Origin of the sequence: Litoreibacter albidus (assembly GCF_900107015.1) — a bacterium.
GTDB lineage: Bacteria > Pseudomonadota > Alphaproteobacteria > Rhodobacterales > Rhodobacteraceae > Litoreibacter > Litoreibacter albidus.
The window spans coordinates 268,166-282,481 of record NZ_FNOI01000003.1 but is presented as its reverse complement, the minus strand read 5'-3'; the positions used below and the strand labels follow the sequence as shown (position 1 = coordinate 282,481).

Sequence of the window (14,316 nt, the reverse complement as noted above, 5' to 3'; positions counted from 1 at the left end):
GGATGAAGAAACCGATGATCTTCTCGCAGTTTTTCAAGAACAACGGCGCCGTGATGGGCAGCGCATTGATCGGCTTGGTCGCGTTTTGGCTGATCTTTCTGATCATCCTGCCGCAACTGTCGATGCTGGACTATTCGTTCCGCTACAACCTGCCGCCTGCCGAGGTGGGTGGCCCGAAAGACGTTTATACCCTGAGCAACTACGAGCATCTGATTTACGGCTCCGACAGCTCGCACCAAACCTACAACACCGTCGACCTCAAGGTTTTCATGCGCACTATTTTGGCCGCCATGCTGGTCACTATCTTCAACATTTTCCTGTGTTACCCGCTGGCGTATTTTCTGGGGCAGTCCAAAGGCTCCGGCTTTGTGCGGTTGTTGGTGGTGCTGCTTATCATTCCGTATTGGATCAACGAAATCTTACGCGCCTTCGCGCTTCGCATTATTTTCGGCGACAGCGGATTGCTGAACGAGGCGCTGATGTTCCTGCATCTAACCAGCGCGCCGATTGACTTCATCCGCCAAGATATCGCGCTCTACGCGGGGCTAGGGTATGCCTACATTCTGCTGATGCTGTTCCCTATGTATAACGTGATCGAAAGTCTGGACCGCAACCAGATCGAGGCGGCGCGCGACATGGGGGCCAGTTGGCTTCACATTCACCGCCGCATCGTGATCCCGTACGCCAAACCGGGCATCGTGAGCGGCGCGACGATGGTGTTTATGCTGTCCGCTGGCGCGTTGGCGGCCCCACAAATTCTGGGTGGACCAAGCAGCCTTTGGTTCACGCAGCTGGTGTACCAATGGTTTAACGACTCGTTAAATTGGCAGCAGGGGGCGGCCTACGCGATTGTTCTGCTGGTCTCTACCATTGTGATCGTGCTGACCGTGATGCGGGTGTTCAAGGTCAACATGGGGGACATCGGCAAATGAGCTCCGCCAACTTGATCCGTGTCGCACTTGGCGCTTACCTGCTGATCTTTTTTAGCTACCTGCTCGGCCCGTTGGTTGTGATGAGCCTCACCGCGTTCAACTCTGCCAGCTTTCCGGCGGTGTCCCCTTGGGCGTGCTTCTCCTACGAATGGTTCGAGGTGCTGTTCAACGATAAGCACATCCGCGACGGCATCTACTACAGCGTCGTTATCGGGATCGGGACGGTGATCTTGTCGGTGTCGATGGGGCTGGCGGCGTCAATCGTGCTGACGCAGGTGTGGCCCAAGCTGCGGTCTACCTATTACACGATGATCATCGCGCCGATCTTAATTCCGGGCGTGGTGCTCGGCATCTCCACATTGGTGTTTTGGGACAGGGTTGGGGCGTTTCTGGGGGTCAGCGACGGCTCTTTGCTGCACGGGCTGTTTCACAACGGGATTTTCCTGACGATCCTTGGGCAATCGACGTTCATCGCATCCTACACCATGTTGGTTTTCGTCGCACGGCTACAACGCTTTGACACGGACCTGACAGAGGCGGCATTGGATTTGGGCGCTACGCACACGCAAGCGTTCCGTAAGGTGTTGCTGCCTTTCATGAGACCCGCAATCGCCTCCGCGTCGGTGCTGGCATTTCTGGCGTCCTTTGAGAACTACAACACGACGACCTTCACCATTCTGGAATACAAAACCCTAACCACGGTGCTGGCGCAAAAGGTGCGGCTGGGGATCAACCCGTCGATATCATCCTTGGCGTTCATCATCATCGTGTTGACCATTTTTGCGGCTCTGGCGTTTGAAGCCGCCAACCGTAACAAGGACCGCAAGCTGGCTGCCGCGCAGGGCAGGGGCGTCACGCAAAAGTCGGGTATCTTGCCAAGCTTCCTAACCGGAAACCCCGCCGCCGTGGTGTTGGTGCTGCTCGCCTTCATGGTGATCGTGATGGTTGGCACCGCGCAAAGATACAGCCCAGAGGCCTGCAAGATCGCGGTCCGTGAGGCCAAGCAGATCGAGATCCAAAAGCGCATCGACGCGCTGAAGGAAACCCGCCGCCAGAAAGAGGACGCCAAAGCGGCGCAGCAACCATCAAACGCGGCACCCGCAACGCCGAATAACAGCAGCGCTTTTGGCAATGTTTTCGCCCCGGGCAATCTGTCAGGCGACGCGCCCGAGCAGAAGGTCGATGAACCCGAGCCGCAATCAGGGACGGGGGCCTTTGGTAACGTCTTCGCGCCGGACAACCTCAGCAGCGATTAGAGGCGGCGCAGTCCGAATTGCCGGATCAGTTCGGTGAGCAGGGTGCTCGCGTCTTGGCGGTGCGCACGGTGCAACGCGCGCGCCTGCTCGGCGTCACCACGTTTGATCGCGCATAGCACCGCACGGTGGTCTTCGTTCGATTGCACGGGCAACGGTCGTAGTGGCAGGGTCATCATGCGCGCGCGCCGCACCTGATCCGTGTAACGCGCGACAATCTCCATCACACGGGCATTGCCCCCCAAGCGAACCAGTTCGATATGAAACCTGTCGTCGGCATCCGCCCATGCAGCGCGGTCTTGGCGCGACAGGGCGCTGTCCATTTCGTCGATACAGTCTTGGGCGGCCTGCAGGTCTTGCGTGCCGTAGTCGCGCTCCGCTGCGCGGGCGGCGGCAAGGCTTTCGAGTTCACAAAGCACGTCGTAGATGTCGGCCATGTCTTCCGCCGCGATAGGGCGTATGCGAACGCCGCGCCTAGGCTGCACGTCCACCAGTCCTTGCGCTTGCATGGTCAACGCAGCCTCGCGGACGGGTGTGCGAGACATCCCCAAACGGTCCGCCAGATCGGCCTCAAAATGGTTGGAACCGGGGGCCAATTCGCCACTGAACACCATCTGACGCAGGCGGCTCAGCGCGAGATCACTTTGCGATAGCCCCATGCCGTTAAACCTCCACCCGTGTGTGCGTCTGTGCGGAGCGATATATCGCGTCTTCGATTTCGCGCACAAACAAATACTCTGCGGCTTCGTTCTCGAAAGGTTGCCCTTCGTTCAGCCCGTTGAGGACGTGGCGCTGCAGTGCATAGACGCAATCGCCGCCAAATCCGGGCCGCTGCATCGGTGGCAGGGCCGTCAGGCTTTCGGTTTGGCCGAACTGGCGCAGATGCAGCCCGCCGTCTCCGGTTAGCGACAGGGTGCCGCCCGTGCCCTCGAACAATCCTTCGCCCAGCGTCATACGGTGGTTCTCCGCGCTATGGTCCAGCAGGCGGTTGCCGTCGAACAAGGCGCGCTTGCCGTCGGCAAACTCAAAGATCACATGGCCCGCGTCTTCTCCGGCCAGAACGGGGTTCATGCGGCGCAGGTCGGCATAAACGGCAGTGGGACGACCGAACAGATAGGTGAATGTGTCGATCCAATGCACGCCGGTCTCATGGATCAACAGGCGCGGCATGGTTTGGAAATACGGTTGCCTGTCGAGATAGGCGCGGGGCCCTTGCCCGTCGCCGGTGCGCAGGCGAAACGTGAGCTGGACCGGTGTGCCGATTTCGCCGTCGTCCATCAACATCTTGGCGCAGCGATACCACGGCTGGAACCGGAAGTTCTCGTGGATGATCAGCGGTATCCCCGCCTTGGCGGCCAGCTCCGTCACTTGGCGCGCTTCCTCCAGCGATGTGCAAAACGGCTTTTGGCAAATGATCACCCTTACATCGGCCTGCAACGCGACGGCTATGGCCGCCGCGTGGGTATCCGGCGGGGTGATTATATCAACAATGTCGGGCTTCGTTGCGTCGAGCATCGCACGCAGGTCGGTGAAGGCCCGCGCGCCAGTTGCTTGCGCTTTGTCCAGATCAAAGTCGCACGCGCCGACCAGATCGGCGTCCGGCATGCGGCGCCACGCGTCATAGTGGAATTGCGCAAAGTAGCCCGCGCCGAGGCAGGCGACTTTCATGACAGCCGCGCCGCGATTGCGGCCGCTGCCTCCGCTGTGCTGGCCGTGCCGCCCAAGTCGCGGGTGACGTCATTGCGGTCCGTGATTGCCGCCTCCACCGCTTCGCGCAGGCGCACGCCGTCGCGGGCCATTGCGTCAACGCCATGCGCGGCCCCAAGCCAGTCCAGCATCATCGCCGCCGATAGGATCATCGCGAAGGGGTTTGCGATGCCATCCCCCGCGATATCCGGCGCGGAGCCGTGGCACGGCTGGAACACCGCGTGATCGTCGCCAATGTCCGCAGAGGGCGCAAGGCCAAGCCCGCCCATCAATCCGGCCCCCAGATCGGACAGAATGTCCCCAAACATGTTTTCCGTGACCATGACGTCAAACGCCCAAGGCTTCTCCACCATCCAAAGGGCTGTGGCGTCCACATAGGCGTGGTCGGAAGTGAGGTCGGGGTGACGCGCGGCCTCTTCGTCGAATATTTTGCGAAAGAAGGCGAAGGCCGCGAACACATTGGCCTTGTCAACGCATGTGACGCGCCCGTTGCCTCGTCCCGCAGCTTTGCGTGACTGGGCCAGCTTGAAGGCAAAGCGAAACAGTTTCTCCGAGGTTTCGCGGGTGATTTTAAGCGTCTCGTAAGCCTCCGCATCCTCGCGCACGTCACGCGTGCCTTGGGAATGGAACAGCCCTTCGGTGCTTTCGCGGATGAGCACGAAATCTACGGGTTCTTGTCCGCGAAGGGCTAGGGGGGTGGGCTGGCCCGGGACGATGCGCACAGGCCGCACACCGGCGTATAGGTTTAAGGCTTTGCGGATTTCGATCTGCGGCGAAATTTCGGTTCCGTCCTCGTAGCGCACGGATGGCAGACCCATCGCAGATAGCAAGATCGCGTCGGCGGTTCTGGCCATCGCCAAGGACGCGGCGGGCAGGCTTTCGCCGTGTTTTGCATAGTGGGCGGCGCCGGCGGGCACGGTCTCGAACACAAAGTCATAGTCCGCCGACGCCGCCGCGAGCGTTTTGAGCAGGGCAACCGTCGGGTGCATAATCTCGGGGCCGATGCCGTCACCGTCAAATACTGCAATCTTGAAAGTCTTTGTCATGGTCTAAAAATTCCGGCTTTATGAATGGACGTTGCAGATCATATTAACGTATACATTAATGTATGCAACAGCCGAAAGGGCCACCTAGATGTTTGTCGTAACTGTCACCTTCCGATCCGACCCCGCCCGTTTTGACGCTTTCGTGGCCGCTATGGTGCTGAACGCCAAAACCTCACTCGCGCTAGAGGAGGGGTGCAAGCAGTTCGACGTCTGCCTTGATCCGGCCCGCCCTGATGAGGTTTTTCTATATGAGGTCTACGACGACGAAGCAGCGTTCGGCGTGCATCTCGCCAGCGACCATTATGCCACGTTTCAAGCCAGCATCGACGGCATGGTCACGGGCAAGGATGTGCGCACGTTCTCGCAGGTGCACCAATGAGCGACTGGCAGGTTCACGCGCTCAAATACGCGGAGCGCAACAGCCGGACCCGCGCCGACAGCTTTATCTTTGATGACAATCACGACGCGCCCCACGCGATGGATTACTTCATCTGGGTGCTTCGTCGCGGGGCTGAAGTTATCCTTGTGGATACCGGATATGACACCGAGGAAGCCGCCGCCCGCGACCGCCCGATTTTGCGCGACCCGAGGGAGGCGCTGGCTGGCATCGGACTGCGCGCCGAGGACATCACGCAGCTCATCGTGACGCATCTTCATTACGACCACGCGGGCGGTTTGCACCTGTTCCCAAACGCAACGATTCACCTGCAAGAGGCCGAAATGGCCTATGCGACGGGGCCATGCATGTGCCATGGCACGCTAAAAATGCCGTTTTCTGCGGATCATATCTGTGAGGCGGTGAAGCGCGTTTATCAGGGGCGCTGCGTCTTTCATGACGGTGACGGGCACGTGGCGGACGGGGTGAGTGTGCATTGCTTGGGGGGGCATTCCCGCGGGCTACAGGCGGTGCGGGTGCGCACAAGCGCTGGGTGGCTCTGCCTCGCGTCGGATGCGACGCATTACTACGAAAATGTGTTTGAGAACAAGCCGTTCCCGATTGTAGTTGATCTTCAAAATATGCTCGATGGCTTCGCGAGATTGCACCAGTTGGCGTCCGATCGATCGCTGATCATTCCGGGGCATGATCCGTTGGTGACGTCGCTGTTTGCGCAGGACGGGCCGGACTATTGCTGGCGGTTGGATCAGGGGCCGAGCAAGGATTTTTCGCTGTAGGCGTTTCCAAAATGCCTAAATTTTACCAGTTGATAAAATTTTTAACTGTGCCAGTCTCATCGGAAAGTTGACGCAGCCCGGAGAGATCATGCCCGACGCCACGCCCCTAACACCCGGTATCGCACCGGGTCGCCTGAGTGCTGACGCACTGTCAGATAACTTCGATGATTTGCACCCCGCCTACGCCCCACATGAGGCGGCGGTGGCGGCGGATCGGTGCTACTTCTGCCACGACGCGCCCTGCGTCACCGCCTGCCCGACGGACATCGACATCCCGTTGTTCATCCGGCAAATCCAGACCGGCACGCCGGAGGCCGCGGCGAAGACTATCCTGAGCCAGAACATTCTGGGCGGCATGTGCGCACGCGTTTGCCCGACGGAAACCCTGTGCGAAGAGGTCTGCGTTCGTGAGGCCGCAGAAGGCAAACCCGTGGAGATTGGCCGCCTCCAGCGCTTTGCCACTGACACGCTGATGGGCGCGGGCAAGCATCCGTTCACCCGCGCCGCGGACACCGGCAAGCGCGTAGCGGTGGTCGGGGCAGGGCCAGCGGGTCTGTCTTGCGCGCACCGCTTGGCGATGCACGGTCATCACGTCACGTTGCTTGACGCCCGCCCGAAGGCGGGGGGGCTCAATGAATTTGGCATCGCAGCTTACAAATCGACGGACGAGTTTGCCGCGAAAGAGGTGGACTGGCTCCTCCAGATTGGTGGCATCACCGTCGAGACGAACAAACAGCTGGGCCGCGACGTGACGCTTGAAGCGCTGCAAGGTGACTACGACGCCGTGTTCTTGGGGATCGGTTTGACTGGCGTGAACGCCCTGCGCGCGGACGGTGAAGACAAGGAAGGCGTCTCTGATGCGGTTTCGTTCGTCGCTGATCTGCGACAGGCAGGCGATTTGGCGCAAATCCCCGTCGGGCGCAATGTCGTCGTGATCGGCGGCGGGATGACTGCTGTGGACGCGGCGGTGCAATCCAAATTACTGGGCGCGGAGAATGTGACCATCGTGTACCGGCGCGGGCTGGATCAGATGGGCGCCTCCAAGTTCGAGCAGGATTTGGCGACCTCGAAGGGGGTGCGCATCATACCGAACGCACAGCCCATGGCAGTGCATGGAAATGGTGCGGTGGCCGAGGCAGAGTTCGAGTATACCACCAGCAAGGACGGCACACTTACCGGCAGTGGTGAGACATTCCGCATCAAAGCGGATCAGCTGTTCAAGGCAATCGGTCAAACCCTCAACGGTGCGCCGGACGGGCTGGAGCTGGAAGGCCGCAAAATAGCGGTCTCGGGCACAGGTGCCACCTCGGTGGCCGGCGTCTGGGCGGGCGGCGATTGTGCCTCTGGCGGGGACGATTTGACCGTAACGGCTGTGGCCGAAGGGCGCGACGCGGCCGAAGACATTCATTCCACCTTGATGGGAGGCAACTAAGATGGCCGATCTAACGACAGAATTCTTAGGCATCAAATCCCCGAACCCGTTCTGGCTGGCCTCTGCGCCGCCGACGGACAAAGAATACAACGTTCGCCGTGCCTTCGAGGCCGGTTGGGGCGGCGTCGTGTGGAAGACCTTGGGCATGGAAGGCCCGCCTGTGGTCAACGTGAACGGCCCACGCTACGGCGCGATCTACGGCGCGGATCGCCGCCTGCTCGGGCTCAACAACATCGAGCTGATTACCGACCGCCCGTTGCAAACCAACTTGGAAGAAATCAAGCGAGTCAAAGCCGATTACCCAGACCGCGCGATCATCGTCTCCCTGATGGTGCCTTGCGAGGAACAGGCGTGGAAAGATATCTTGCCACTGGTCGAGGACACGGGCGCTGACGGGATTGAGCTGAACTTCGGCTGCCCGCACGGCATGTCGGAACGCGGCATGGGCGCGGCAGTGGGGCAGGTGCCCGAATACATCGAAATGGTCACGCGCTGGTGTAAGCAGTATTACTCCAAACCCGTGATCGTGAAGCTGACGCCAAACATCACCGACGTGCGCAAGCCCGCAGCCGCAGCGATGCGTGGCGGTGCGGATGCGGTGTCGTTGATCAACACGATCAACTCGATCACCTCCGTGAACCTCGACAGCATGAGCCCTGAGCCAACAATCGACGGTAAGGGCTCGCATGGCGGGTATTGCGGGCCAGCGGTGAAGCCGATTGCGATGTCTATGGTGTCCGAAATTGCCCGTAACCCTGAAACTCAGGGCCTGCCTATCTCTGGCATCGGCGGTGTGACCACGTGGCGCGACGCGGCGGAATTCATGGCCTTGGGCTGTGGCAACGTGCAGGTTTGCACGGCGGCGATGATCTACGGGTTTAAAGTGGTCGAAGAAATGATCTCCGGCCTGTCCGATTGGATGGACGAGAAGGGCTACACGTCCTTGCAAGACTTCGTTGGCAGGGCGGTGCCGAACGTCACCGACTGGCAGTATCTGAATCTCAACTACGTGGCCAAGGCCAAGATCGACCAAGACGCCTGCATCAAATGTGGACGCTGTTACGCCGCCTGCGAGGACACATCGCACCAAGCGATTTCCATGTCAGCGGACCGCGTGTTCGAGGTGATCGACGCCGAATGCGTCGCCTGCAACTTGTGCGTAGATGTCTGCCCGATTGAGGATTGCATCTCGATGCTGCCAATGGCGGCGGGCGAGGTCGATCCGCGCACGGGCAAAGTGGTGCAAGAGGAATACGCCAACTGGACGACGCACCCCAACAATCCGGGGGCATGCGCCGCGGAATAACCGCTAAGGCGTTAAGAGCTTTAAGAAAACTTCTCTTAGGTAGGCGGGGGCCTCGTCAAAGGGTTCCTCGCCTCCCAACACCGCCCGCACTTGCACATCGAAGTCGGCATAGTGCTGGGTCAGCGACCAGATCGAGAATATCAGGTGGTACGGATGTACCTTGGCGATTTTGCCCTGATCCGCCCAATCACGGATAATCGCAACCTTCTCATCGACCAGATCCTTTAACTCCCCCTCTAGCGACGTCAGCATGCGCGGTGCGCCTTGCACAATCTCGTTGGCAAAGAGGCGGCTTTCACGCGGGTACAATCTGCTGATTTCCAGCTTCCGCTCCACGTAGGCCAACAGCTCGGTGATCGGGTCGCCCTGCGCATCAAGGGCGCGCAAAGGGTCTAGCCAAGTGTCCATCAGCGTGCTGAGCAACTGGGTATGAATGGCCTCTTTTGACGGGAAATAATACAGCAGGTTCGGCTTGGACAGGCCAGCTTCGGAGGCGATATTGTCCAAGGTCGCGCCGCGAAATCCGTGGGTCGAGAAGACCTCTAGTGCGGCCTCCGCAATAAGGTCGCGGTTGCGCTGCTGGATGCGGGTGCGCGGGCGGTCTGTCTTCGATCCGTCTGGCATGAATAAATGCCTCTTCCTTAAGCAGTTGCCGCGTGTTCCGGCGAAATATCCAAGGGGAATCCTTGACAGCTTCATGACCACTGTTAGCCTTCCTTTGACCGACTGGTCAAATACTGGGGGAAGAATGATGGCAGCACCTGGCGAAAATATGAAGATCGACGGCGCACGTCTTTGGGACAGCCTGATGGACATGGCCAAGATCGGGCCGGGCGTTGCGGGCGGCAACAACCGTCAAACCCTGACAGATGAAGACGGCGAGGGACGGGCCCTGTTTCAGCGCTGGTGCGAAGACGCCGGATGCACGATGGGCCTTGACCAGATGGGCAACATGTTTGCCCGCCGCGAGGGGACGGACCCCGACGCGCTGCCGGTCTACATAGGCTCCCACCTTGATACGCAACCGACGGGCGGGAAGTATGACGGGGTCTTGGGTGTCCTCAGCGGGCTAGAGGTTATCCGCACCCTGAACGACCTGAACATCAAGACGAAACACCCGATTGTTGCGACCAATTTCACCAATGAGGAGGGCACGCGCTACGCCCCCGCGATGCTGTCGTCCGGTGTGTTTGCGGGCATCCACACGCAAGACTGGGCCTACGCGCGCGAAGACGCGGAGGGTAAGCTTTTCGGGGATGAGTTGAAGCGCATCGGCTGGTGCGGCGAGGAAGAGGTCGGTGCACGCAAGATGCACGCGTTCTTCGAGTTGCACATCGAACAAGGCCCGATCCTAGAGGCCGAGAAGAAAGACATCGGCGTTGTTACCCATGGGCAGGGCCTAAGCTGGACGCAGGTGACGATCACCGGAAAAGACAGCCACACAGGCTCCACGCCCATGCCGATGCGCAAGAATGCGGGGCTGGGCATGGCGAAAGTGCTGAAGCTTGTCGATGAAATCGCGTGGTCTCACGCGCCGCATGCGGTGGGGGCGGCGGGCCACATCGACGTCTACCCAAACTCGCGCAATGTCATACCGGGCAAGGTGGTGTTCACCATCGACTTCCGCTCCCCCGAGTTGGACGTCATCGAAGACATGGAGCAACGGCTGGCCACAGGCGCGAAGGTCATTTGCGACGAAATGGGGCTGGAAATTGAGCTGGAGAAAGTCGGCGGTTTCGACCCAGTCGCGTTCGATGAGAACTGCGTCAGCGCGGTGCGCGACGCCGCGAACCGGCTGGGCTATTCCCACATGGACCTGATTTCCGGCGCGGGGCACGATGCCTGCTGGATCAACCGCGTGGCCCCGACGGCGATGATCATGTGCCCTTGCGTTGACGGACTAAGCCATAACGAGGCCGAGGAAATTAGCCCAGAATGGGCCGAGGCGGGGACAAACGTGCTCTTTCATGCGGTGCTCGAGACGGCGGAGGTCGTTGGGTGATCAAACTCAACGCCATTTGCATTTTGCTTGCGGGTCTCGTGGTCGCTGGATGTAGTGCGCCCCGTGATCCGATCCAAATACGCCCCGGCATTGGGGCGGAGGTTGATTTGAACGCGATCTCGCCCCCCTCGGGCGTGCGCTATAATTTTGCGCTGGTCAACGAAGGCGTGCCAGTGCCGGTCACCATGTCGCTGACATCGCGCAAGCGCAGCAATTCTAAATATACCTATAACGGTCAGATGGTTATGACCCTTCCTGAGGCCGAAAACTTGGAAGACATTGCGCAGGTTCTCTCCGAAGCGATGGGAAAATCCAGCATCCGTGTTCGCGGGAACCAACTGTTTATTCCCGTGGGCCTCACCGCTGATAACCGGTTCCGCTCTACCAGCTCCAATATCACCGGTGATGTGACCAAATACGCGCCGCATGATTGCTTTGGGGTGCTGGGGACATGCCGTTACAAAGCCATCGCGCGCGACGGATCTGCGGTGTCGCTGATCACCAAAACCACGGAAGAAGGGGGCGTCTGGCGCTCCACCACTGTGCTTGACCCGAAAGCGAACAACGCGGGCGTGCCGAATGAAACCCGCCGTTCGGTCTATTCCATCGACCAAAATGCGGTGTTGATCGACATGTTCATCCTGCGCAGCTCTGGGGCGGAGCGCAGCGATTTCGCGATAAAACGAAAATAGCGGGGCAAAGCATAATCGCGACGTCCGGCACATATAACACCAAGCGCGGCAGCAAGACACGCGCGGACCGACAGACCTGAAGGGAGACGCACATGAGCAAAGTCATCAAGGGCGGCACAATCGTCACGGCAGATCGAAGCTGGACGGCAGATGTGTTAATCGAAGGCGAAAAGATCGCCGAAATCGGCGAAAACCTGACGGGGGATGAGGTGATCGACGCCTCTGGCGCCTATGTGATCCCCGGCGGCATCGACCCGCACACCCACCTTGAAATGCCATTCATGGGCACCACGGCGGCGGAAACATTCGAGTCTGGCACATTCGCGGCCGCGGCGGGTGGCACGACGATGCTGGTGGACTTCTGCCTTCCGGGGGAGGACGGCTCCTTGCTGTCGGCAATAGACGATTGGGATCGCAAGTCCCGCGACCAGATTTGCACCGACATCTCCTACCATATGGCTATCACCGGCTGGAATAAGAATATTTTCAATGAGATGGAGGCCGTTGTTAAGGAGCGCGGCATCAACACCTTTAAACATTTCATGGCGTATAAGGGCGCGTTGATGGTCGAGGACGACGAGATGTTCGCCTCTTTCAAGCGCTGCGCGGAGCTCGGCGCATTGCCCTTGGTGCACGCCGAGAACGGCGACATCGTGCAGGAGCTGCAACAAAAGTATCTGGCCGAGGGCATCACCGGCCCCGAAGGTCACGCCTATTCGCGCCCCCCAGAGGTGGAGGGCGAAGCGGCCAACCGCGCGATTATGATCGCGGACGCGGCAGGTTCGCCGCTCTACATCGTGCATGTGTCGTGCGAGCAGGCCCATGAAGCTATCCGGCGCGCTCGCCAGAAGGGTATGCGCGTCTACGGGGAGCCGCTGATCCAGCACCTGACGCTGGACGAAACCGAGTATTTCAACAAGGACTGGCAATACGCCGCGCGCCGCGTGATGTCGCCGCCGTTCCGCTCCAAAGAGCATCAGGCGTCCTTGTGGGCGGGGCTGTCGTCCGGCTCCTTGCAGGTCGTGGCGACGGACCATGCGGCCTTCTCCGACAAGCAAAAGCAGATGGGGATCGACAATTTTACCGCCATCCCGAACGGGACGGGCGGCTTGGAGGAGCGCATGGCGATGCTCTGGACCACCGGCGTGGAAACAGGGCGTCTCACGCCCGAAGAATTCGTGGCCGCGACTTCGACCAACATTGCCAAGATCCTCAACATCTACCCGATGAAGGGCGGCATAGCCGTGGGCGGTGATGCCGATATCGTGGTTTGGGATCCAAGCATCAGCCGAGAAATCGCTGTGAGTACTCAAAAATCTATCATTGATTACAATGTGTTCGAGGGCATGACCGTCACCGCGCAGCCGCGCTACACGCTGTCCCGCGGTGATGTGATATGGGCCTACGGGCAAAACTCGCAACCGCAGCCCGGACGCGGCAAATTCGTGCGCAGACCCGCTTTCGCGAGCGCGTCTCAGGCGCTTAGCAAATGGAAATCGCTGAACACCCCGCGCAAGATCGAGCGCGACCCTCTCAACATTCCATCCGGCGTATAGCAGCCTCAAATATGGACAATAATGAAGGAAATGCCCGGATCGTGTCACATAATTGCCGGAATAGACTGAGAAACCTTGCTTTCCAAACGGGAAACGCAGCGAGGTTTTTAAATGCAGGTTCTCTTTACAAAAGTACTTCTGGTGGTGGCGCTCGGCCTGCTCGCTGTAGGGACATGGATCAACGATATCGCCATCGCGGACGCGATGTTCATCTTTGCGGCCTTCGCAATCGGCGGGGTTTGGTCGAAGTACAGCTCAGCCGCGCCGGATCAGGCCGATCTGGAGCAGACGGCGGATATGCCTGCAGCCTGAACACCGCAGCGGGGCCACTCTGATGGCCTCACCTGTAAACACCCCCGTCATTAGCGCCAAATCGCTGGATTTGACGTTTCAAACGGCTGACGCCCCTGTGCAGGCGTTAAAAGATGTGTCGCTCGACATCGCGCAAGGCGATTTTGTGAGCTTCATTGGCCCGTCAGGCTGTGGCAAAACCACGTTCTTGCGCTGCATCGCGGGGCTGGAGACGCCGACCGGCGGGACACTCACCGTAAACGGCATGCCCCCCGACGAAGCGCGCCGCGCGCGCGCTTATGGCTATGTTTTTCAGGCGGCTGGCCTATATCCTTGGCGTACGATCGCGGGCAATATCAAGCTTCCGCTCGAGATTATGGGCTACTCCAAGGCCGAGCAAAACGATCGGGTGGCGCGGGTTCTTGAGCTTGTGGAGCTTTCTGACTTCGGAGCCAAGTACCCTTGGCAGCTGTCTGGCGGGATGCAACAAAGGGCCTCCATCGCGCGTGCGCTGGCCTTTGACGCTGATATCTTGTTGATGGACGAGCCGTTCGGCGCGCTTGATGAAATCGTCCGCGATCACCTTAACGAGCAACTTCTGGCACTTTGGGCCCGCACCAATAAAACGATCGGCTTTGTTACCCACTCCATTCCGGAGGCGGTTTACCTGTCGACAAAGATCGTCGTGATGAGCCCGCGCCCGGGTCGGATTTCAGATGTCATTGAAAGCCCGCTTCCAAAAGAGCGCCCATTGGATATCCGCGACTCCCCCGAGTTTATAGAAATCGCCCACCGCGTGCGCGAAGGGCTAAGGGCGGGGCATAGCGATGCATAATCGGGGCTATTTAGAGAAAGCGCCCCGACCACGCGGGCCGGAGCGCAGGAAATGTGACGCTCTCGCGTCCCATCACCGCTTACGGCCATCG

At 59.7% G+C, this 14,316-nt stretch carries 15 protein-coding genes; 11 read left to right on the top strand and 4 right to left on the bottom strand.

Translation table 11 applies throughout. From position 1 onward, the window contains the following. Positions 1–2: 2 nt before the first annotated feature. Both BLW66_RS09820 and BLW66_RS09815 read left to right on the top strand, forming a co-directional pair. On the top strand, positions 3–932 hold the full coding sequence (locus BLW66_RS09820; RefSeq protein ID WP_244508609.1) for an ABC transporter permease: 930 nt from the start codon (positions 3–5) through the stop codon (positions 930–932). Continuing rightward, positions 929–2,188, top strand: coding sequence for an ABC transporter permease (locus BLW66_RS09815; protein WP_089946968.1), 1,260 nt, complete (start codon positions 929–931; stop codon positions 2,186–2,188). Before BLW66_RS09820 ends, BLW66_RS09815 begins: the two co-directional genes overlap by 4 nt. Here the strand turns inward: BLW66_RS09815 and BLW66_RS09810 are convergent. Genes BLW66_RS09810 through BLW66_RS09800 form a run of 3 tightly spaced genes read right to left on the bottom strand, consistent with a single transcriptional unit; the run spans position 2,185 to position 4,938 of the window. Next, complete coding sequence (locus BLW66_RS09810; protein ID WP_089946967.1) at positions 2,185–2,844, bottom strand: GntR family transcriptional regulator; 660 nt, start codon at positions 2,842–2,844, stop codon at positions 2,185–2,187. The genes BLW66_RS09815 and BLW66_RS09810 overlap by 4 nt on opposite strands. A gap of 4 nt (positions 2,845–2,848) precedes the next feature. Next, positions 2,849–3,853 carry a Gfo/Idh/MocA family protein gene (locus tag BLW66_RS09805; protein WP_089946966.1) on the bottom strand — a complete coding sequence of 335 codons (1,005 nt, stop codon included), beginning with the start codon at positions 3,851–3,853 and terminating at the stop codon, positions 2,849–2,851. After that, positions 3,850–4,938: an isocitrate/isopropylmalate dehydrogenase family protein gene (locus BLW66_RS09800; protein WP_089946965.1), complete on the bottom strand. Its 1,089-nt coding sequence runs from the start codon at positions 4,936–4,938 to the stop codon at positions 3,850–3,852. Before BLW66_RS09800 ends, BLW66_RS09805 begins: the two co-directional genes overlap by 4 nt. Positions 4,939–5,026: 88 nt before the next feature. Here BLW66_RS09800 and BLW66_RS09795 point away from each other — a divergent pair, with 88 nt between their 5' ends. The 4 genes from BLW66_RS09795 (at position 5,027) to preA (ending at position 8,849) form a co-directional block, all read left to right on the top strand. Beyond that, positions 5,027–5,317: a putative quinol monooxygenase gene (locus BLW66_RS09795; RefSeq protein ID WP_089946964.1), complete on the top strand. Its 291-nt coding sequence runs from the start codon at positions 5,027–5,029 to the stop codon at positions 5,315–5,317. Then, positions 5,314–6,111: an N-acyl homoserine lactonase family protein gene (locus BLW66_RS09790; protein ID WP_089946963.1), complete on the top strand. Its 798-nt coding sequence runs from the start codon at positions 5,314–5,316 to the stop codon at positions 6,109–6,111. Before BLW66_RS09795 ends, BLW66_RS09790 begins: the two co-directional genes overlap by 4 nt. An 88-nt stretch (positions 6,112–6,199) precedes the next feature. Continuing rightward, positions 6,200–7,543, top strand: a complete 1,344-nt coding sequence (locus BLW66_RS09785; RefSeq protein WP_089946962.1) for an NAD(P)-dependent oxidoreductase — start codon at positions 6,200–6,202, stop codon at positions 7,541–7,543. Between the two features lies 1 nt (position 7,544). Continuing rightward, positions 7,545–8,849: an NAD-dependent dihydropyrimidine dehydrogenase subunit PreA gene (gene preA, locus BLW66_RS09780; RefSeq protein WP_089946961.1), complete on the top strand. Its 1,305-nt coding sequence runs from the start codon at positions 7,545–7,547 to the stop codon at positions 8,847–8,849. Positions 8,850–8,852: 3 nt separating this feature from the next. On the opposite strand, the gene BLW66_RS09775 is transcribed toward preA, so the two are convergent. Then, the gene (locus BLW66_RS09775) at positions 8,853–9,473 is read right to left on the bottom strand and encodes a TetR family transcriptional regulator C-terminal domain-containing protein (protein ID WP_089946960.1); all 621 of its coding nucleotides are present in this window, start codon (positions 9,471–9,473) and stop codon (positions 8,853–8,855) included. A gap of 127 nt (positions 9,474–9,600) precedes the next feature. Here BLW66_RS09775 and BLW66_RS09770 point away from each other — a divergent pair, with 127 nt between their 5' ends. The 5 genes from BLW66_RS09770 to BLW66_RS09750 all read left to right on the top strand — a co-directional run bounded on the left by BLW66_RS09770 (position 9,601) and on the right by BLW66_RS09750 (position 14,225). Further along, positions 9,601–10,851 (top strand): Zn-dependent hydrolase, encoded by a 1,251-nt coding sequence (locus tag BLW66_RS09770; protein WP_089946959.1) that lies wholly within the window; start codon positions 9,601–9,603, stop codon positions 10,849–10,851. Beyond that, a complete protein-coding gene (locus BLW66_RS09765) occupies positions 10,848–11,543 on the top strand; it encodes a hypothetical protein (protein WP_089946958.1) in 696 nt (231 codons plus the stop codon). Before BLW66_RS09770 ends, BLW66_RS09765 begins: the two co-directional genes overlap by 4 nt. A gap of 92 nt (positions 11,544–11,635) precedes the next feature. After that, positions 11,636–13,099: a dihydropyrimidinase gene (gene hydA, locus BLW66_RS09760; RefSeq protein WP_089946957.1), complete on the top strand. Its 1,464-nt coding sequence runs from the start codon at positions 11,636–11,638 to the stop codon at positions 13,097–13,099. A gap of 111 nt (positions 13,100–13,210) precedes the next feature. Continuing rightward, entirely contained in the window at positions 13,211–13,411 is a 201-nt protein-coding gene (locus BLW66_RS09755; protein ID WP_089946956.1) for a hypothetical protein, read from the top strand. A gap of 22 nt (positions 13,412–13,433) precedes the next feature. After that, on the top strand, positions 13,434–14,225 hold the full coding sequence (locus BLW66_RS09750) for an ABC transporter ATP-binding protein (protein WP_089946955.1): 792 nt from the start codon (positions 13,434–13,436) through the stop codon (positions 14,223–14,225). Positions 14,226–14,316: the final 91 nt, after the last annotated feature.